Consider the following 21,114-nt stretch of genomic DNA (forward strand, 5'->3'; position numbering starts at 1 on the left):
GGAGCCTGTTATGCAGAGGATCATCGTTATTGTTGCTGCTGTAGTCATCTTTGCCGGTATTTATCTTGCCGATCCTGGTTTTTTCAGTAAGCTGATTGAACTTGCCGCAAGCAGCGATATTAGTGAGCTGTCGCGACATATTAAGAGCTATGGAAGCTGGTCAATTGTGGTTAGTATTCTTTTAGGAACGATTATTAATATATCGGGACTGCCGACAGTTGTATTTTCCGGAGCCAATGGTCTTATTTTCGGCTTTTGGCCGGGAGTGGTACTGTCCTGGGTATCAGAGGTGCTGGGGGCTGTTGCAGCCTTTTTATTGGCAAGGCCACTGCTGGAAAAGGGAACTTCCCGGGTAATGGAAGGTCGTCCCGGGTGGCAGAAGGCCTATGATTTTACCGCCAAGCGCGGGTTCTGGGCGGTCTTTATTGCCCGGCTGCTGCCATTTTCCCCATCCGGCTTGATTAATGTGGCTGCAGCGGCGGGAAAGATTTCATTCCGGGATTATATTGCGGCTACGGCATTAGGGAAAATACCGTCAATTATTGCCGAAGTGTATTTAGGACGAGATTTGTTATTTGCTGCGGATCATACAACCCGGATTCTGCTCTGGGTTGTAGTGGCCGGCGTATTGTACGGCGGGTGGAAATACTATCAGCAGCGAAGACGACCATCGTCGACGGAAGAGTAAATAGTATAAAAGAAGCACTCTTTGCCAGGCAAAGAAATGCTTCTTTATTTTTGTTATATGACGCTGCTATTCGCACGAGTATGGTACAATCGTCACCATGCAGGGGGCAGCATTGACAACGCCATAGCTGACACTTCCCAGTAAGCCGCCAAGGACGGGGTTCATACCGCGGGAGCCCATGATGATCATCCGAACTCCTTCTGTCAGGCATTGTCCCGGCTCATAAGGCTGATCAAGGGTTGCTTCCAGGCAGATTTGCTCTTTGGCATCCCCGATTCTTAGTTTGATCTCGTATTCAACACCGGATTCTTCCAGTATTTTTTTTGCCGGCGCTACAGCTTCCGTGAATAGCTGCTCCTGATATTCATGAATAGCGTGATCGCTGAAAAACATTTTCGTATGAACGGTGCGAAAACTATGCTGGACATTAAGTAAAATAATCTTCTCTTGCATCACTTTTGACCAGGTGATAGCTAATTGCAGTGCTTCAATCGCATTTTTTGAACCGTCAAAGGGTACCAGAAGGTTTTTTTTCATAATCAATCCTCCAGTATTCTTGCTTTTTATTCTTATTCGATAAAAGTTGACAGGTCCCTTTTTCCGAAAGATTCTTTTGGATAATTCTTCTTAACTATCTTCTCTTGCTTCTTATACAGAGAGCATGATAACATAGAAAATAATGGAAAATACGGGTAAGACATAATAAGAATACAAATTGACGAAAGAGGTGTAGCGAGTATGTCAATTCACCCATTAGCCGGCAAAAAGGTACCAAAGTCTAATTTGGTTAATATACCGCGTTTGATTAGCGCTTATTATACGAACAAGCCTGATGGCGATGACCCGTTACAGCAAGTCGCTTTTGGAACTTCCGGTCACCGGGGCAGTTCGTTTTTGTACAGCTTTAATGAAGCTCATATTTATGCAATTACGCAGGCAATCTGCTGCTATCGTAAGCTGCAAGGCGTTACGGGACCGCTGTTTATTGGTTTTGATACCCATGCCTTGTCGGAGCCTGCTTTTATTTCGGCAGTAGAAGTTCTGGCCGCCAACGGGGTGGAAACAAGAATTTCCCAGGAAATGAACTATACGCCAACACCGGCTGTTTCTCATGCAATTCTTAGCTATAACAAGGATAGAAAACAGGGGCTGGCAGATGGGATTGTTATTACGCCTTCACATAATCCACCAGACAATGGAGGTATTAAATATAATCCCCCCCAGGGAGGACCTGCTGATGCCGGGGCGACAAAATGGATTGCCGAACAGGCTAACCAGTTTTTAAGGACGGACAATTCTGGGGTACTACGGCGGCCTTATGCGCAAGCCATAAAAGCGTCTAATGTACAGGAATACGATTTTATTATGCCGTATGTACAGGATTTAAAGAACTGCATTGATATGGAGAGTATTAAGGCGGCAGGTCTGAAAATTGGTGCTGATGCTCTCGGCGGGGCCGGTCTTGGCTTCTGGCAGCCGATTGCCGAAGTTTACGGCCTTTCGATTGATGTGCTCAACAGGTATGCCGATCCGACCTTCAGCTTTATGAATCTGGATAGTGACGGTAAAGTTCGGATGGACTGTTCTTCCCCGTATGCTATGGCGGGCTTAATTGACTTAAAGGATAGGTATGACCTTGCTTTTGGCAATGATCCCGATTTTGACCGGCACGGCATCGTTACTCCCAGCAGCGGACTAATGAATCCCAATCATTATTTGGCTGTGGCGATTGACTATTTGTTCCGGCAGCGTTCCGGCTGGCGCAAAGATGCAGCAATTGGCAAGACAGTTGTCAGTTCGTCGATGATTGACCGTGTGGCTCAAGACCTGAACCGGACTTTAGCTGAAGTACCTGTAGGATTTAAGTGGTTTGTCAACGGCCTGGTGGACGGTTCTTTTGGCTTTGGCGGTGAAGAGAGTGCCGGAGCGGCTTTTCTTAAAAAGGACGGTTCGGTCTGGACTACAGACAAAGATGGAATTCAGCTTTGTCTGCTGGCCGCTGAGATTACTGCTAAAACAGGACGGGATCCCGGTGAACATTACCGGCAATTGACGGAACGTTTTGGTATGCCTGTTTATGCCCGGATTGACGCTGCCGCTAATGCAAGGCAGAAGGCCGTATTAGCTAAGCTTTCTCCCGACCAGGTTAAAGCAGATAACCTTGCAGGTGAAGCAATTACCGCAAAGCTTACGAAAGCACCTTATAACGGCGAGGCGATCGGCGGGTTAAAAGTATGTACGCAGAACGGCTGGTTTGCAGCGCGTCCGTCAGGAACTGAGGATATTTACAAAATATATGCCGAGAGCTTTAAGGGCGAGGCGCATCTGCAGCAGATTCAGCAGGAAGCACAAGCGATTGTCAGTGCCGCTTTTCAGACAGCAGATGCTTAAGAAGAAAAAAAGAGACAGGTATCTGTAAAAACATTTGCTTTTATGGTATGGTTATATTACCAGGGAGGGATGTTTCATGGCTGTAGAGCCGATTTTTACAACTGACAAGGATTGTCCGATCTGCAAGAAAACTTTCGCCGCCACGATGGCGCGCAGCCGGTTAACCATGATTAAGCAGGACAGCGATTATTGCACTTACTATAAAGAAGTAAATCCTAATTTCTATGCTATTTGGGTTTGTCCGCATTGCGGATATGCGGCAATGGATACGTACTTTGCCGAACAGACAGCTGCGGCAGTTGAAAAAATACGAGCATTTCTTACCGGACGAGAGGTGAATGTTAATTTCTCTGGCCGCCGTACCCGTGAACAGGCGATTGCCACCTATAAGCTGGCGATTTTTTATGCTGAACTAAGCAGTGCCCAAAATAGCCGCTTAGGGGCATTGTACCTCCGCTTAGCGTGGCTGTACCGGGAAGGCGAGGAGCAGGAACAGGAGCAGCTGGCACTCGATAAAGCCCGCACTTATTATGAACAGGCACTTTTGAAGGAACGGCTGCCGATCGGCAATATGAGCCAGATGGCTTTGGAATATTTAATTGGTGAACTGCTGCGGCGCACCGGTAAAGTGGATATGGCCTTAACTTATTTAGGCAAGGTAGTGGGGAATCCATTAGCAAAACTGGAAAACCGGGTGCTGCAACAGGCAAAAGCTGCCTGGCATCAGGCCAGGGATACTAAGAAACAGCTAGCTGCGACAGCAAAAGAAAGCGGACAGGAAGCGCAGCAGGTGTCTGCCAATTGATACTAAGACCGGGTGGAAGGATGACAGGAAAACTGTCATCCTTTTTTTATTCGAGCAGGAGAGAGCCAATTGTGCATAACTTGGAAGTTTGTACCATTGGCATACTAATTGCAATAAGCTTACAATAAGGCTATACAATGCGCTTAGACGAATGAAGGAGAAAAACATGAAGGGATTTTGGCCCGCTAATTTGCGTGGCAAGATGATCATTCTTACGCTGCTGGTTGTTACGATACCCATGATGGTAGCCGGATATATTATGAAAACTGACGCAGAAGCAGCCTTGCTGGCGGAAAAGGAACGCAAGCTGTTTGGGGCTGCCAGGCTGCTGGAGCAATACCTTGGCGGCGGCTTTGAAGAAATTTTGCGGGAACAGGGAGTTGAGCAGGCGGACCGTGCTACGCAGCTCACTGTGCTGAACAGGACATTGGCAGGTTTTACCGATAAGGTGGCTGCCGTGTATCCCGGGGTCGGAGCCGGTTATTATGTTTATACACCGGCGCTGCAAGGCATTGTAACTTATGGGCCAAGCAGTCTATATGCAGGTAAGGTGGGTGTAGTGATCGGGGAACAGCATCCGGGCATGAAGGTTATGCAAACGGGTGAAAGCCGGGTGGAGGTAGGGCCGTTAGTACGGGGCAGCATCATGAACGCCATGGTGCCGATCATCCGGAATGAGCAGGTAATCGGCTATGTGTGGGCCAACGAATTAACCGACGATATTCAAATGCAAATTGCTGATATGGAGCGCAATATTTTCTGGTCGGTTGGTGTTGGCATGGCCCTGAGCATTATCTTAATTCTGTGGTTTGCCGATACGATTGTGAGCGGCGTAAATACGATAAAAGATGGCTTGCGGCGAATGGAAAAGGACCTTAGGATTCCCATAGATGGACCGACCGGTGAAATCGGTGAGATTGCCGGCGCTATTAATAATATGGCCAAGTCGCTCCTGGAGGCCCGGACATTGACGGAGCATATCATGGACAGCATGACGGATGGGATTATTACCGTAGACAACCACGGAGTGATCACCTCGATTAATCAGGCGGCTGAGCGCCTAACAGGTTATGCAGCGCAGGAAGTTGTCGGTGTAGCATATGAAACGGTATTCTGCCATGGCAAACGGTTCAATAGTCTGCTGCTTGATACACTGAGGACAGGTGAGAGTCACCTCGGACAGGAGACGGATTATCCGGTACGGACGGGGACCATCCATATCAGCACCAGTACAACCCGCTTACGCAATTCAAATGAGGAGATTATTGGTGCAGTTGTTGTTTTTCGCGATCTTACTGCCAACCATCGTCTGGAGCAGCAGGTTAAGCGGGCTGACCGGCTGGCCGCCTTGGGGGAATTAATGGCAGGAGTCGCTCATGAAGTGCGAAACCCGCTTACCAGTATCAAAGGGTTTGTTCAGTATCTCGCCGATTCGGATAGTGAAGAAGAGCGTCGTGAATATACGCCGATTATTATCCGGGAAGTGGACCGGGTTAACCGGATTATTGAGGAATTGCTGTATTTTGCCCGGCCGAATCAGGCATCCATTACTATTGTAGATGTCAATAATCTGCTGGAACAAACGCTGGTACTAGTCAAGAACAAAACGGTCCGCAATCTGGTCGAATTTAATCTGGAACTTGCCAGCGATCTTCCGCACGTTGAAATGGATGCGGAGCAGTTTAAACAGGTTTTCCTCAACCTGGTGATTAATGCCATACAAGCAATGCCGAAGCAAGGAGTTATTACGATCAGGACAGCCTGGAATCAGGCAGCATCCCGTGTCTGTATTTCGTTTGCAGATACTGGAGTAGGAATTGCTGAGCAAGATGCCATTAAAATTTTTGATCCCTTTTATACGACCAAAGAAACAGGCACCGGACTGGGCTTGCCGGTAGTGCATCGCATCGTTACTGCTCACGGCGGGCAAATCAAGGTAGACAGCACCGTTGGCCAGGGAACGATGATAACGGTGACTGTTCCCCTGCGGCAGAGAGGAGAGGATGAGGATCATGCGATCGAATTGGACGATTTTAGTAGTAGACGATGAAGAAAGTGTGCGCAAGCTGCTGACGGCGGTGTTGAAAAAAGAGGGGTATACGGTAGAAACAGCCGAGGATGGACGCCAGGCAGTTGAAAAAGCCCGGCTTATCAAACCGGCCTTAGTTATTATGGATATCCGCATGCCCAATTTGGACGGTTTATCGGCTTTCAAAGCGATCAGAGAGGAAAACAAAGAAGTCCTTGTTATTCTGATGACTGCTTTTGCCGCAGTGGAAACAGCAGTGGAAGCTGTTAAGCTTGGGGCTTATGATTATATCATTAAGCCTTTCAATATAGATGAAGTCAAGCTGTTGATTAAGCGGGCTATGCAGGTGCAAACGCTTACGGAAGAAGTAAAGGTACTCCGCGAGGAATTGTACAGTAATTACCGGCTGGACAAGCTTTTGACCAATAGTCCGAAAATGCAGGAACTCTACCGGATTATCGGCAAGGTTGCCAGTACCAGTGCTACCGTATTACTATCCGGTGAAAGCGGTACCGGCAAGGAGCTGATCGCGAATACCATTCACTATAACAGCCTGCGAAGTCATGGTCCGCTGGTTAAAGTCAATTGTGGTGCCTTGCCGGAGTCCTTACTGGAAAGTGAATTATTCGGCCATGAGAAGGGTGCCTTTACCGGCGCGGCAGCCCGTAAACTAGGGCGTTTTGAACTAGCTAACAAGGGTACGATTTTTCTGGACGAAATCGGCGAAGTCTCACAGTCACTGCAGGTTAAGCTGCTCAGGGTGCTGCAAGAGCGGGAGTTTGAGCGTGTAGGCGGTACGGAACTGGTAAAAACCGATATTCGTATTATTGCTGCTACTAACCGCAATTTAGAAGATATGGTGGCCAAAGGGACATTTCGCGAGGACTTGTACTACCGGCTGAATGTCGTATCCATCCATGTGCCGCCCCTGCGTGAACGGCGTGAAGACATCCCGCTGCTGGCTGACTACTTTTTGCACAAATATGCGCAGGAAAACAACCGGACAATGTCCATGTTTGATCCGGAGACTTCTTCGCTGCTGGCTGACTACAACTGGCCCGGCAATGTACGCGAGCTGGCCAATGTTGTGGAACGGGCCGTTATTATGAGCACCGGCTGTGTTATTTTTCCGGAAGATTTGCCGCAGGCACTTAGCCGGCAGCAAATTGTCGCCATGGAAGCAAGCAGTGATTATACGGGACAATCCTTGAAGGAAATTATTAAACAGGTTGAGCGCAATGTTATTAAGCAGGCGCTTGCCCATAATAACGGCAACAAGGTCAAGACGGCCAAGGATTTAGGAATGAGCCGAAGGGCGCTGCTTTATAAAATTGAAGAATATGAGCTTTGCTAGTGTATAAATAGTAGTCACTGTGCAAAAAATAGCTGCTTATTTACTGGATTTCCGGCTTTTGAAAACAACAAAAGCCGGTTTTTTTATGTTTTCTTTTATTGGCATGAATCTTGCGTAATGTATGAACAATAGCGATAATTATCACAATATTTTAGGAGGTGCGTATATGGATAAGTTAACAACCATTCAGCAAGTTGCTGCCTCATTTCAGCCTGGAATGACCGTGATGATCGGGGGATTTCTGGCAGTTGGTACGCCGACCGGTTTGGTGAATGCCTTGCTCGATTCCGGTGCCGGTGATTTAACCATCATTGGCAATGATACGGCTTTTCCAGACAGCGGTGTCGGCGTATTGGTCGTTAATAAGCGAGTGAAAAAAGCAATTGTGTCTCACATCGGCACAAACCCTGAAACCGGACGGCAAATGATGGCAGGCGAAATGCAGGTCGAGCTGGTACCACAGGGCACGCTTGCCGAAAGAATCCGGGCAGCTGGCGCGGGACTGGGCGGAGTACTTACCCCTACCGGTGTCGGGACGATTGTGGAAGAAGGAAAAGAAAAATTGACAGTCGACGGCAAGGAATATTTGCTGGAAAAGCCGCTGAAAGCGGATTTGGCTTTACTTAAGGCCAAAAAGGCCGATAAAGCGGGCAATCTCATTTACAACAAAGCGGCCCGCAACTTTAATCCGGTAATGGCCCTGGCTGCCGACCTGGTAGTTGCAGAAGTGGAAGAACTTGTCGAAGTCGGTCAGCTAGACCCTGATGAAGTAATGACTCCGGGCATTTTAGTTGATAAAATCATCGTTTCTGGGGAGGCGAAGTAAATGGAAGCAAAAGAGATTATCGCCCGCCGTGTTGCGGCAGAACTCAAAGACGGTGATGTAGTCAATCTCGGCATCGGCCTTCCCACGCTTGTAACTAACTATTTGCCAGCGGGAATCACCGTTACCCTGCATTCGGAAAATGGCTTTACCGGTCTTGGCCCTGTTCAGGGTGAGCCTGATCCTGATCTTGTGAATGCAGGTGGAAAACCGGCAGGGATTATTCCCGGTGGAGCAGTTTTCGACAGTCTCATGTCTTTCACGCTGGTACGGGGCGGACATGTGGATGTAACTGTCCTTGGCGGACTGCAGGTTGACCAGCATGGCAATTTAGCCAATTGGATGGTGCCGGGTAAAATGGTACCAGGTATGGGCGGAGCAATGGACCTGGTAGCAGGTGCTAAAAAAGTAATCGTTGCCATGGAGCATACCGCTAAAGGTGCACCGAAAATCTTGAAGGAGTGCACGCTGCCACTCACTGGCAAAGGTGTGGTTTCCCTGATTGTTACCGAAATGGCTGTCTTTAGCGTTAGCGAAGGCAAGCTGATTCTGGAGGAACTTGCTCCAGGTGTTGACGTTGAGGCTGTTAAAGCCGGTACGGATGCGGAATTTATTATTCACTCTGAATTAGCAACAATGAAAGGAATGTAATACGATGATACAAGCAATATCACGAGGCCTGACCGCTTTTGTCGGCCGCTTTTTGCCTGACCCGCTGGTTTTTGCTATCCTTCTGATTATCCTGACCTTTATCCTGGGAATCACGCTGACACCCAGCACTCCCATGGATATGGTCAACATGTTCGGTGACGGCTTCTGGAATCTGCTCGCATTTTCCATGCAAATGGCGCTGGTGCTGGTTACCGGCCATGCGCTGGCCAGCTCCCCCTTGCTGCGCAGAGGCATGAGCAGTTTAGCCTCTTTGGCTAAGACTCCGGCACAGGGAGTCATGCTTGTTACGTTTATGTCAGCCATCTGCTGCATTATTAACTGGGGCTTCGGTCTCGTTGTTGGTGCACTCTTTGCCCGTGAAGTTGCGCGGCGTGTACCGAAATCGGATTACCGCCTGCTGATTGCAAGCGCTTATATTGGTTTTCTTACCTGGCATGGCGGCTTATCAGGCTCTGTACCTTTAGTCGCTGCCACCAAAGGCAATCCTATGGAAAAGCTGGCAGGGATTATTCCGTTATCCCAAACGATTTTTACTCCCTATAACATTTTTATTACCGTTGCACTTATTGTAACGCTGCCTTTCTTATGCCGTATGATGATGCCTAAGGAAAGTGATGTTATTGCCGTTGATCCTGCTCTGTTGGCAGAAGAGCCGTCTACTGCTAAAAAGCTTGGTCCTGATGCCACTTTTGCAGAGAAATTAGAAGAAAGTCCGTTATTATCCTTAGTTATCGGCGTTTTTGGCACCGTATATCTTATTATGTATTTCATGAAAAACGGCTTTAATATGAATATTAACACCGTTAACCTGATCTTCTTTACGGCAGGCATTGTGCTGCACAAAACGCCAATGTCGTATATGCGGGCCGTGACCAACGCTGCCCGCGGCACAGCCGGTATTCTGGTGCAATTCCCGCTTTATGCGGCTATTCAGGTCATGATGGAACATTCCGGCCTGGGAGGTATTATCACCAACTGGTTTGTGAATATCGCTACCAAGGAAACCTTCCCAGTCCTGGCATTTTTTAGTTCCGGTATCATTAATTTCGCAGTGCCTTCCGGCGGTGGTCACTGGGTTGTTCAGGGGCCTTTCGTTATTCCGGCCGCTCAGGCTTTGGGTGCCGACTTAGGAAAAGCTGCCATGGCTATCGCCTATGGAGAAGCGTGGATGAATATGGCGCAGCCGTTCTGGGCTCTGCCGGCGCTGGCGATTGCCGGGCTTGGCGTTCGCGATATCATGGGTTATTGCGTAACGTCACTTATCTGGTCAGGAATTATTTTCATCGTTGGACTGCACTTCCTATAAGTAAAACAAACTTCCGTAAGCTGCTTACTTTTGCCATTTGGCAAAGTAAGCAGCTTTATTTTTTAAAACATCTAAAAAAAACACAAAAAATTCAAAAAAAACAATATGACGCATTTTGCTGGCATGCCGTTACAATAGTAAGGGAGAGAATATTCTAACAAAGGGGGTAGAAAGAGTGCAACTGCTGCGCAAATTTGTAGTGACTGTGGATACCTGGCTGGAAACATTCGCCTTGCTAGCGCTGCTGTCAATGATCTTCATTGTTACTATGCAGGTCGTGACCAGAAAATTATTTAACTTTGTATTCTTCTGGTCGGAAGAAGTTACTTTGCTGCTTCTAGTCTGGTTTGCTTTTATGGGGATGGCTATTGGATTTCGTGAAGGACTTCATCTGGCAATGGACACGATCGACAGTTTTTTACCGTCTAAACTGATTCTTGTGCTGGATCGTTTAATTGAAATTTGTACGTTTGCTTTTGGACTTTATTTAATTATTCAAGGTTTTGATTTTACTTTGCTGATGAATGAATCAACAATGCCTGCAACGAAATTGCCTTCCAGCGTAGTCTACGCTGTTATGCCGGTAAGCGGGTTGATGGTGTGTGCCTATGCGGCATTGCAGTTTTGCGGAATTGATACCCGCCGGCATCAGGGACTGGAAGAGGGGGCTGAATAATGGACGATCAAGCAATAGCATCAATTTTATTGGGAGTAAGCTTCTTAGTACTCATTCTGCTCCGGTTTCCCATTGCGCTCACACTGGTCGGGTCAACAATGCTTACGGTTCTCTACTTGGATATTCCGCTGCCGGTCGTTGGCCAGCAAATGATTCAAGGCATCAGCAGCTATTCGCTGCTGGCAATACCGTTCTTTATCTTAACGGGCCAAATCATGGGCGAAGGCGGCTTAGCTTTAAGGCTGGTAAATATGGCCAATCTGCTGGTCGGCCGGGTGCGGGGCGGTTTGGCGCTGGTTAACAGTGTAGCCTGTATGTTTTTCGGCAATATTTCAGGCTCGGCTGTAGCTGATGCGTCATCTGTCGGTTCTGTAATGATTCCGATGATGCAGAAAAAAGGATATGATGCCGATTATTCCGTAGGTGTAACCATTTCTTCCGCTATTCAAGGCGTCGTTGTGCCTCCCAGCCATAACCTGGTACTGTACTCGATTGCTGCCGGCGGAATTTCGATTAAAGCCTTATTTTTAGCAGGTATTGTTCCCGGCTTTGTACTGCTCACCTCTCTTATGGTGACAGGCTATGTGATTGCCGTAAAGCGGGGCTATCAAAAAAGTGACCCTGTTCCCCGCAGTGAAATCCCCGGTATTCTGACTCATGGTATATTATCCATGACACCGGCGGTTATTATCCTGGGCGGTATCATTACCGGCTGGTTCACCGCGACCGAATCGGGAGCGATGGCGGCAACTTATGCTTTTGTACTGGCCTTCCTTGGATACCGGGAAGTGCCGATTCACCGGATGTGGACGGTACTCAAACGGACTTTCCGGATTGTGCTGATGGTATTTTTCCTGATTGCCGCCTCGAATGCTTTTGGCTGGATGCTTGCTTATTTAAAGATACCCGATTTGATTACGCAGATATTCCTGGAAGTATCTAATAATCCTTTTGTCATCTTGCTGCTCATCAACATTTTGCTGCTCATTCTGGGCGGGCCTATGGACATGGCGCCAATGATCCTCATCATGACGCCCATACTTCTGCCGGTGGCAACTAAACTGGGAATGGATCCTGTTCACTTCGGGATTCTGTTGATTTTAAATTCCGGGATGGGGTTATTGACTCCACCGGTTGGGACGGTCCTGTTTGTCGGCTGTGCAATCGGTAAAATCTCGGTGCACGCAGGTACTAAAGCCATGCTGCCGTTCTTTTATGCTATGATAGTTGTACTGATGCTCATAACGTATATTCCGCAAATTTCAATGTGGCTGCCTACTATGTTTAAATAAGGGGATATTCCCAAAAATTCTTAGGGGGATGAATATATGAGATCAAAAAAACTAGCAACTGCTGTCCTGTCCTTACTGGTTGCCGGATCACTGCTGTTCGCCGGCTGTGGTCAAAAACAAGCTGCACCTGCTGGTGAGAAAAAAGAAGGAGCTAAATTTACGCTTCGTTTGGCAGAAACTCATCCACCAGATTACCCAACTACGTTAGGTGATAAAAAGTTTGCCGAACTCGTTGGCGAACGCAGTAACGGCCGTATTAAAGTTGAAGTATTTCCTTCTGCTCAGTTAGGTGAAGAAAAAGCGGTTATTGAGCAGGTTCAATTAGGCGCAATTGAAATGACGCGCGTCAGTTCAGCCCCGTTAGCCGAGTTTAATAAGCAGTTTGGTGCCATGTCGCTGCCTTATATTTTTGACAATGACGAGCATCTGTGGAAATTCCTCGAAGGCCCTATGGGCGCTCAAATGCTGGATGGCCTGGAAAAATCCAAAATGAAAGGCCTGGCCTACTATGATTCGGGAGCCCGCAGCTTCTATGGCCGTACACCGCTCAAAAGCCTGAATGATATTAAAGGCCTGAAAATCCGCGTTCAGCAGAACAAAATCAACATGGATATGATGTCTGCTCTGGGTGCCAGCGCTACTCCTATGGGTTACGGTGAAGTGTTCAGTGCATTGCAGACCGGCGTTATTGACGCTGCAGAAAATAATTATCCCAGCTACTATTCCTCCAATCATTATCAATCTGCTAAGAACTTCATTCTGGACAAACATCAACGGGTTCCTGAAGTATTGCTGATCAGCAAAATTCACTGGGACAAAATGTCTGATGATGACAAAAAGCTGATTAAACAGGCTGCAATGGATTCTGTAAAATTCCAACGCGAAGCTTGGGCTAAATATGAGAAAGAATCGGAAGCCAAACTGCGCGAAGCTGGCGTGACGATTACTGATGTACCAGATGTTAAGCCTTGGCAGGATGCAGTAAAACCTGTTATTGAAAAATATCAGGCTGACTTTAAAGAAGTATTGGATGCTGTTGCTCAAGCCCGTAAATAATAGCAGTAGCACACCCAAAACCGGACCAAGCAGTCCCCAAAGTAACCCTCCTAACTCCAGAGAGGCGGCCTGCCTCTCTGGAGTTTTTTGAAATCAGCGGAGGTATCTTACCATCTTTTGCCGAAATTGATGAGTAAATTTGAAATATTAGGTGAAGCATGATGAGTCTGTTGCGGTTCTGGCTATCGGATACACCGCTGACAACCAAGTTGTTTATTTTTTCGGCCTTGTTGATTATTGTTCCGCTGCTGATTGTAGGTTTGATTTCGTATCACCAGTCTTCCGTTGAGCTGGAAGAGGAAGCCCGCCAATACAGCTGGCAGGTTATGGAGCAGATCGAATCACATGTGGAGTATTACGTCCGTGATTTGGAAATCATTTCTTTAAAAATCCTGAATCATCCCGATCTGGCTGAGCTGGTAAAGGCCGGCCCCAGAGTCGGACCCCATTATGATGCTTTTCGTAAACAAGTGGAATTTATGCTGAAGAATGCGGCCTATTCGGGATCGGAGATTTCCAATATTACCGTTATTCTCGATGGAGCAGAAATTGCCGCCAGTGACGGACATATCCCCGAAGGAGCCGCAATTAATGTAACAGGGGAGAGATGGTATTCCGCTGTTCCTTATAACGGTGGGTCACTGCTCTTTACCCGCATATTGCAGCATGATGCGAGAAACGAGCCGGTCATGACCCTGGCCCGACGGATTTACAGTCCTCAGACGCTGGAGCCTGTTGGAATATTGCTGGTAGATGTCAATTACCGGCGCATTAAGGACATCGCTGATAAAGTGAGTGTTACTCGCAAAGGATATTTCTATATTCTCGATAGTGAAGGTCATTATGTCTATCATCCGGACGAAAAAAAACTGGGGAAAGTACTGGAAAAACTTGACTTTTCGTTGTTTACCCAGGCAGATGAGGGCACCTCGCTGCGTGTCAATAAGGGGGAAGACTTTATCACCTTTAGTCATTCCGCCAATCTCGGCTGGCGTTTTGTTACTTCCATTCCCTATGCTGAGCTTAGCCGTCCAGCTGGCCGCATCGGGGAAACCGTGCTGCTCACTACTTTGCTGACACTTGCAGCCGCTTATATCCTGGGCGTCTTTTTTGCTGCCTCGCTTATCCGGCCGATCCGGCGCATGCAGCATTTTATGCGGCAGGTGGAAGTTGGTGATTTTAGTTCCCGGGTGAAGGTCGAGAGCGGCGATGAGTTAGGTCAGCTATCCAAAGGCTTTAATAAAATGGTGGAAAAGCTGGCTAGCCTGGTGGAAGAAGTCTATTTCTCCAAGCTGCGGGAAACCGAAGGGGCTCTCAGGAGCAAGGATATGGAACTGAAGGTATTGCAGTCCCAGATTAATCCGCATTTCCTGTATAATTCGCTGGAGACGATCCGGGGCATGGCCCTGGAAAAAGAAGAGGAAGATATTGCCACGATGGCAGCGGCCCTCGGGCATTTGCTTCGTTATAATTTGCGCAGTAAAGTACCGGTAGTGCCGCTGCGTGATGAAATTCGCGTCTGCCAGGTGTACCTCCAAATCCAGCAGTTCCGGTTTGAGGGCCAGTTTACGTATGAGTTCTGCATTCCTGACTGGGCCTGGGATTTATCAATGATTAAGTTTTCCCTGCAGCCATTAATCGAAAACTGTTTTACTCACGGCATGGGCATGGCGAGCCGGCCGCTCAGTATTTGCATAACAGCCTGCCAGCGAGATGAACAGTCTTTTGTTATTGAAGTCAGTGACAATGGCCCAGGTATTGCGCAGGATACTCTGGACCGTATCAGGGCAGATTTGCGGCAAAAAGATATTACCCAAGGCGGTCACAGCATCGGACTGGTGAATGTGCATCGACGGATTAGCCGCATTTATGAGGCTGACTATGGTTTATCTGTTCAAAGCGTTCCCGGCAAAGGAACGACAGTAACTCTGAGGCTGCCACTGTCAGTCGCTATACAAAAGGGGGATGCAGGTTGAACAGCATGTTGTTAGTGGATGATGAGCGTTGGGTGCGGACAGCATTGCGCCACACCATTGAAAAACTGAACAAGCCCTTTCAAATCAGGCATGAATGTTCGAACGGTCTTGAAGCACTTGACTGGCTGCAGGAGAATACCGTCGATTTAGTGGTAAGCGATATCCGGATGCCGGTGATGGATGGTCTGGCTTTTATTGAGCAGCTTCGCCAGCGGCAGGAAAAGCAAGACGTCATTTTGATTACGGTTCATGATGATTTTCAATATGTGCAAAAAGCGCTGCGAAGCGGCGTTTTTGATTATCTTGTAAAGCCGGTTGATCCGGTTGAGCTGGACAACTGCCTGGAAAAGTGGCTCCGGTTGTGCCGCAGCCGCCAGGTGGAGCCCGGAACGGAAAAGGGCTCTGAGACGAATTCATTATCTGCTGTCCAGCAGGTGTTGCGCTATATCGCTAAAACTCCTCCCGGTGAGGTTACTTTGGCGGATGCTGCCAAACATGTGCATATGAACCCCTGTTACCTCAGTCAGCTATTCAAGCAGGAAATGCGGATTAACTTTGTTGATTATGTCAGCAGCCTGCGGATTAAAGAAGCCAAGCTGCTGTTAACAAGTACAACTTTGCGTATTTCGGAAATTGCCTGCCGCCTTGGCTACAGCGACATTGCTTATTTCAGCAACATGTTTCGTAAGCTGACGGGTGTAAGCCCTTCCGAGTACCGCAAGAATCTAGAAAAAAATATTCAGTAAAGGTTGGTAGCGAGTATGGACAAAATCCGGTTTGGGCTTGTGGGCAGCGGCGCAATTGCTCCGACCCATGCACAAGCACTGACCCGTATTGAGGCAGCCGAATTAAAAGCTGTCTATTCCCGGTCCGATGCCAAAGGGCGGGAGCTGGCAGAGCAATTTGGCTGTAGTTTCTATGCAGATTTTGAGGAGATGCTGCAAAACGGCGATATCGATGCGGTAGCGATTTGTACACCCAGCGGCAGGCATGCCGATTTTGCTGTTCAGGCAGCACAGGCAGGTAAACATGTCCTGGTTGAAAAGCCGCTGGAGATTTCGCTGGAAAGGGCCGATGCAATTATCAGGGCCTGTGAGCAGGCTAGCGTACAGCTTGGTGTCATATTCCAGCGGCGGTTCAGCCCGGGAGTAGTGCGATTAAAAGAGATGCTCTCCCAGGGAAAGCTGGGGAAAATCAGTTATGCCGGTTGTTATGCCAAACTGTATCGCAGTCAGGAATATTACGACAGCGGCGCATGGCGCGGTACCTGGGAGCTGGATGGCGGCGGCGTCCTGATGAATCAGGGAATTCACTACGTTGATTTGTTACAGTACCTGGCCGGCCCGGTGACGGAAGTGTCTGCTCGCTGTGCTACTACGGGACATGTACGGATAGAAGTAGAAGATACGGCAGCGGCGGCTGTCTCCTTTGCCAATGGCGCAATCGGGGTCATTGAGGCGACTACCAATGCCTATCCCGGCCTGGCCTCCAGAATTGAACTGTATGGCAGTGAGGGGACAGCCGTTATCGAGAATGATGAGCTGGTCTATTTCTGCCTAAAATCGGGCGAACAATATAGTACAGGCGCTGCTGCTGAACAAGTGGGTGTGAGCAGTCCGCAGGTGACGGATGAGAATCATGAACAGCAGTTCCGGCAGTTTATCACCGCCTTACAGAAAAAAGAGAAGCTTAATGTATGCGGAACTGAGGGACGGAGGGCATTAGAAATCATTCTTGCCCTCTATAAATCGGCTTTTCTGGGTAAGACGGTAGCTCTTCCGCTTAGCGACAGCTTGTTTTTAAAAGAGCTCGCGGATCAGTCGGCGATACGAAAAGGCTTTGCAATGCATGTTTAGAACCAGTAGACATCAGTAATAATCGGGGGAGGAATACAAGATGCATCAACTTAATCGTAACATAGCTGGCATTGCCGGTTCAGTTCAATGGCCTGAGCGGGTATTGCAATTTGGCGAAGGTAATTTTTTGCGGGCCTTTGTAGACTGGAAATTTCACCAGCTTAATAAGCAAGGTTTGTTTAATGGCAGTGTAGTTGTTGTACAGCCTATTGCCGAAGGCTTAGTGCCACTAATCAATGAGCAGGAAGGCCTGTTTACGTTGCTGCTCAGGGGGTTGCAGGACGGCAAACCTGTTGAACAGACTGAAATTATTTCTTCCATCAGCCGCGGTATTAATCCCTATAAAGAGTGGAATGAATACTTACGCTGCGCTGAAAACAGGGATATCGAATTTATTGTATCCAATACGACAGAAGCCGGTATTGCCTATGAGAGTACCGACCGGCCGGATATGGCACCGCCAGTATCGTTTCCTGCCAAGCTGGCCATATACCTATATCATCGCTACTGCCATTTCCAGGGTGATCCGGGGGCTGGACTGGTGATTCTGCCGTGTGAGTTGATCGACCGCAATGGAGATAATTTAAAAGCGATTGTCCTGCGTCTGGCTGAAGAGTGGCAATGGCCGCAGGCGTTTTCCGTATGGCTGAAAGAGCATAATTATTTCTTAAATACGCTGGTTGACCGCGTTGTTACCGGCTATCCCCGCGATGAGGCCGCGGCACTGACGGAACGGCTGGGATATGAGGACAAATTGCTCAATGCGGGGGAACTGTTTCATTTGTGGGTGATTGAAGGGCCGTCTCACTTAGCAAAGCGGCTGCCTTTTGCTGAGGCCGGTCTTAATGTAGTCTGGACAGAGGATATGGCACCCTATCGTACCCGTAAAGTACGGATTTTAAATGGCGGACATACTTCATCCGTGCCGGCGGCCTTTCTTTATGGTCTTGATACGGTTGGTGAAATGATGGATCACGAGGTTATGGGAGCTTTTGTGCGTCAGGCTATCTATGATGAAATTGTACCATCAATCAAACTTGATAAGGCACTGATGACTGATTTTGCCGATTCCGTAGTAGAACGGTTTCAAAATCCCTATATTAAGCATTATTTGCTAAGCATTTTGCTGAATTCGTCTTCAAAATTTAAAACCCGTGTTCTACCATCGATTTTGGAATATCAGGAACAGTTCGGAACCTTGCCGGACAAGCTGGTATTTTCGCTGGCAGCGCTTATTAGCGTATATAAGGATGGCAGGATTGAAGGGTCCGGCATGCAGGCCAAGCGAAGCAAGGGTACTTTTGAAATGAAGGATGATTTGCCTGCTCTTGCGTTTTTTGCCAAGGCCTGGTCACACTATAATCATTCTCTGCAATCAGCACGGGAAGTTGCCAAAACAGTACTTGCCAATACTGCCATGTGGAGCAGGGATCTGAATGAAGTGCCGGGGTTAACGGAAAAAACGGCAGAGTATTTACACAGAATTGCCACAGACGGTATGCAAACGGTTGCCGGACAACTGGTACGGAGGTAATATGGCAATTTTAGTGATTCATGATCGCGACAATGTGGCTGTTACAATCAGTGATATAAAAAAAGGTGAATGGATAAGCTGCGGTACAATTGGACTGACTGCTTTGGAGGATATTGACAAAGGCCATAAGATTGCTTTACGTGATATTGCAGCCGGTGAAGACATTATGAAATACGGCTTTGCTATCGGCAAAGCTGCAGCGCCGGTTAAAGCCGGTCAATGGCTGCACACGCATAATGTCAAAACCAATCTGGGCGAAATGCTGGAGTATCAATATACGCCCGAGCCTGCTTACCACGCCCAGTCCGGTCAGTGCAGCAAAACGTTTTCCGGCTACCGGCGCCCTGGCGGCAGTGTAGGCATCCGCAATGAAGTGTGGATTATCCCTACCGTCAGCTGCGTTAACCGGGCTGCGCAGCTGATTGCCAAAGCAGCTCAGGATAAATTGTCCGGGGTACCGAACATTGACGGCGTCTACGAATTTACTCATCCTTACGGCTGTTCCCAGCTGGGAGAGGATCACCGGGCAACCCGGCAAATTTTGATTGATTTAGTAAATCATCCTAATGCCGGAGCGGTATTAGTGCTGGGACTGGGCTGTGAGAATAACAATATTCCAGAGTTTAAGGCTGCCCTGGGGGATTATGATCCTGAACGGGTAAAGTTTCTGGTTGCCCAAGAAGTTGAAGATGAACTTACCACCGGACTGGAATTGCTGGAGGAGCTGCTTAACCATGCCAAGCAGTATGTCCGCAGTGAGTGTCCGGTATCGGAATTGGTAGTAGGCTTGAAATGCGGCGGCTCTGACGGTTTTTCCGGCATTACTGCCAATCCGCTGGTAGGCTCCTTTTCCGATGCGCTGATCAGCTGCGGCGGCAGCACGGTTCTCACGGAAGTTCCGGAAATGTTCGGTGCCGAAACAATCCTTATGAACCGGGCCCGGGATGAACAGGTATTTCAGAAAACGGTTAAACTGATCAATGATTTTAAGGAATATTTTCAGTTTCATAACCAACCGGTTTATGAGAACCCTTCGCCGGGGAATAAAAAAGGCGGGATCACTACGCTGGAAGATAAATCGCTCGGCTGTACGCAAAAAGGCGGCCGCAGTACAGTAGTTGATGTGCTGGACTATGGCGAGCGGGTAAAAGAGAAAGGCCTGAATCTGTTAAATGGACCCGGCAATGACGCGGTTGCCTGCACGGTGCTTGCGGCAGCAGGCTGTCATATGGTCCTGTTTACCACCGGCCGGGGAACCCCTTTGGGAACAGCGGTGCCGACTGTTAAAATTGCCACAAACAGCGATTTGTTTCAGCGCAAGCAAAACTGGATGGATTTTGATGCAGGGCAGCTGCTTGCCGGTAAGACCATGAACGCAGTAACCGACGAGTTCTTCGCGTATATTCTTGCTGTGGCTTCAGGCCAGGAAACCAAGGCAGAAAAAATGGGGTTTCGGGAGATTGCCATCTTTAAAACCGGCGTCACACTGTAGGGGCGGCCGCCGATAAGGCCCCACCTAGCAGCTGGAGCCTTCTCGACGGCCTAAGCTTGTCGGCAAAGGGGGACGGGGCTTGTGGCAGTTTGTGGTGGTGAGGCTCCCCTACGGGGTGCACAATGATACAAGGGGACGGTTCTCCTGTATCATTCGAATGATGCATTTAGTCTGGCGCTAGAAAGCAGGAGAAAAGGGGACAGTCCCCTTTTTCACGAAGGGCGGCGTACTGAGCATAAATAAACTGAAAAATTTAAAAAAATCTTATCAATGATACACGGGGACGGTTCTCCTGTATCATTCGAATGATGCATTTAGTCTGGCGCTAGAAAGCAAAGAAAAGGGGACAGTCCCCTTTTTCACAAAGGGCGGCATACTGAGCATAAATAAACTGAAAAATTTAAAAAAATCTTATCATTGAGGCAGGAAAAAGCGGTAATTGCCAGAAATATAGGAAGTGAACCGGTTTACTAAACCGGTTTATAAAGAGAGAGGGAGCGTGACATTTGTGATTCCAAAGTTGCAAACACTGGAAAAAATTATGGATTGTGGTTTAGTGGCTGTTGTGCGGGCTGAAAATGCCGAGCAGGCGGTAAAAATTGCTGACGCCTGCATTAAAGGCGGTGTGGCCGGTATTGAAATAACATTTACTGTTCCTGGTGCAGCCGATGTAATTAAAGGCTTAGCCGAAACCTATAAATCGGGTGAAATTATTATTGGTGCCGGTACGGTACTTGACCCTGAAACGGCCCGGATTGCTATTTTGGCGGGGGCACAGTATATTGTCAGTCCTTCGCTGAATACGGAAACTGTGCGTCTGTGCAACCGTTATCAGATACCTATCATGGCTGGTGCTATGACAATTAAAGAAATTGTCGAGGCGATGGAAGCCGGAGCCGATGTTATTAAAATTTTCCCTGGCGAATCAATGGGAGCTGGATTTGTTAAAGCTGTTAAAGGTCCTCTGCCTCAGGCACCAATGATGCCTACTGGCGGTGTTGGTCTTGATAATGTTGGTGAATGGATTAAGGCAGGCTGCGTAGCGGTTGGTGTTGGCGGCAACCTGACCGGCGGTGCTAAAAAAGGCGATTATGAGTCTATTACTGAAATTGCCAAACAGTTTATTGCCAAAATTAAAGAAGCGCGGGCTAAATAATTTTAAGT

The 21,114-nt window shown here is 48.1% G+C and carries 18 protein-coding genes; 17 read left to right on the plus strand and 1 reads right to left on the minus strand.

What is annotated here, in order from left to right:
- Positions 1 to 10: 10 nt before the first annotated feature.
- A complete protein-coding gene (locus EV210_RS06930) occupies positions 11 to 688 on the plus strand; it encodes a TVP38/TMEM64 family protein (protein ID WP_132077644.1) in 678 nt (225 codons plus the stop codon).
- A 66-nt stretch (positions 689 to 754) separates the two neighbouring features.
- Here EV210_RS06930 and EV210_RS06935 read toward each other — a convergent pair whose 3' ends face one another.
- A complete protein-coding gene (locus EV210_RS06935; protein ID WP_132077647.1) occupies positions 755 to 1,225 on the minus strand; it encodes a universal stress protein in 471 nt (156 codons plus the stop codon).
- A 201-nt stretch (positions 1,226 to 1,426) separates the two neighbouring features.
- Here EV210_RS06935 and pgm point away from each other — a divergent pair, with 201 nt between their 5' ends.
- From pgm to EV210_RS07015, 16 genes are all read left to right on the plus strand, one after another.
- The gene (pgm, locus tag EV210_RS06940) at positions 1,427 to 3,079 is read left to right on the plus strand and encodes a phosphoglucomutase (alpha-D-glucose-1,6-bisphosphate-dependent) (protein WP_132077650.1); all 1,653 of its coding nucleotides are present in this window, start codon (positions 1,427 to 1,429) and stop codon (positions 3,077 to 3,079) included.
- A gap of 76 nt (positions 3,080 to 3,155) precedes the next feature.
- Positions 3,156 to 3,884, plus strand: a complete 729-nt coding sequence (locus EV210_RS06945) for a DUF2225 domain-containing protein (protein ID WP_132077653.1) — start codon at positions 3,156 to 3,158, stop codon at positions 3,882 to 3,884.
- A gap of 166 nt (positions 3,885 to 4,050) precedes the next feature.
- Positions 4,051 to 5,934 (plus strand): two-component system sensor histidine kinase AtoS, encoded by a 1,884-nt coding sequence (atoS, locus tag EV210_RS06950; protein WP_132077656.1) that lies wholly within the window; start codon positions 4,051 to 4,053, stop codon positions 5,932 to 5,934.
- A complete protein-coding gene (locus EV210_RS06955) occupies positions 5,897 to 7,267 on the plus strand; it encodes a sigma 54-interacting transcriptional regulator (protein WP_132077658.1) in 1,371 nt (456 codons plus the stop codon). Before atoS ends, EV210_RS06955 begins: the two co-directional genes overlap by 38 nt.
- Positions 7,268 to 7,433: 166 nt before the next feature.
- Positions 7,434 to 8,093 (plus strand): acetate CoA-transferase subunit alpha, encoded by a 660-nt coding sequence (atoD, locus tag EV210_RS06960; RefSeq protein ID WP_132077660.1) that lies wholly within the window; start codon positions 7,434 to 7,436, stop codon positions 8,091 to 8,093.
- Positions 8,094 to 8,741 carry a 3-oxoacid CoA-transferase subunit B gene (locus EV210_RS06965; protein ID WP_132077663.1) on the plus strand — a complete coding sequence of 216 codons (648 nt, stop codon included), beginning with the start codon at positions 8,094 to 8,096 and terminating at the stop codon, positions 8,739 to 8,741.
- A 4-nt stretch (positions 8,742 to 8,745) separates the two neighbouring features.
- The gene (locus EV210_RS06970; protein ID WP_132077666.1) at positions 8,746 to 10,068 is read left to right on the plus strand and encodes a TIGR00366 family protein; all 1,323 of its coding nucleotides are present in this window, start codon (positions 8,746 to 8,748) and stop codon (positions 10,066 to 10,068) included.
- A 175-nt stretch (positions 10,069 to 10,243) separates the two neighbouring features.
- Positions 10,244 to 10,744, plus strand: a complete 501-nt coding sequence (locus EV210_RS06975) for a TRAP transporter small permease (protein ID WP_132077669.1) — start codon at positions 10,244 to 10,246, stop codon at positions 10,742 to 10,744.
- A complete protein-coding gene (locus EV210_RS06980; RefSeq protein ID WP_132077672.1) occupies positions 10,744 to 12,036 on the plus strand; it encodes a TRAP transporter large permease in 1,293 nt (430 codons plus the stop codon). Before EV210_RS06975 ends, EV210_RS06980 begins: the two co-directional genes overlap by 1 nt.
- 36 nt (positions 12,037 to 12,072) lie before the next feature.
- A complete protein-coding gene (locus EV210_RS06985) occupies positions 12,073 to 13,092 on the plus strand; it encodes a TRAP transporter substrate-binding protein (RefSeq protein ID WP_132077675.1) in 1,020 nt (339 codons plus the stop codon).
- A gap of 158 nt (positions 13,093 to 13,250) precedes the next feature.
- Complete coding sequence (locus EV210_RS06990; protein ID WP_132077677.1) at positions 13,251 to 15,068, plus strand: cache domain-containing sensor histidine kinase; 1,818 nt, start codon at positions 13,251 to 13,253, stop codon at positions 15,066 to 15,068.
- Positions 15,069 to 15,073: 5 nt separating this feature from the next.
- Entirely contained in the window at positions 15,074 to 15,814 is a 741-nt protein-coding gene (locus tag EV210_RS06995) for a response regulator transcription factor (protein WP_243650476.1), read from the plus strand.
- A 15-nt stretch (positions 15,815 to 15,829) separates the two neighbouring features.
- Positions 15,830 to 16,924 carry a Gfo/Idh/MocA family protein gene (locus EV210_RS07000; protein WP_132077682.1) on the plus strand — a complete coding sequence of 365 codons (1,095 nt, stop codon included), beginning with the start codon at positions 15,830 to 15,832 and terminating at the stop codon, positions 16,922 to 16,924.
- Between the two features lie 40 nt (positions 16,925 to 16,964).
- Positions 16,965 to 18,458 carry a tagaturonate reductase gene (locus EV210_RS07005; RefSeq protein ID WP_132077684.1) on the plus strand — a complete coding sequence of 498 codons (1,494 nt, stop codon included), beginning with the start codon at positions 16,965 to 16,967 and terminating at the stop codon, positions 18,456 to 18,458.
- Between the two features lies 1 nt (position 18,459).
- Positions 18,460 to 19,950 carry a UxaA family hydrolase gene (locus tag EV210_RS07010; RefSeq protein WP_132077686.1) on the plus strand — a complete coding sequence of 497 codons (1,491 nt, stop codon included), beginning with the start codon at positions 18,460 to 18,462 and terminating at the stop codon, positions 19,948 to 19,950.
- Between the two features lie 511 nt (positions 19,951 to 20,461).
- Positions 20,462 to 21,106, plus strand: a complete 645-nt coding sequence (locus tag EV210_RS07015; protein ID WP_132078283.1) for a bifunctional 2-keto-4-hydroxyglutarate aldolase/2-keto-3-deoxy-6-phosphogluconate aldolase — start codon at positions 20,462 to 20,464, stop codon at positions 21,104 to 21,106.
- Positions 21,107 to 21,114 lie beyond the last annotated feature (8 nt).

This window comes from Anaerospora hongkongensis, from assembly GCF_004339805.1.
Taxonomy (GTDB): domain Bacteria; phylum Bacillota; class Negativicutes; order Sporomusales; family DSM-15969; genus Anaerospora; species Anaerospora hongkongensis.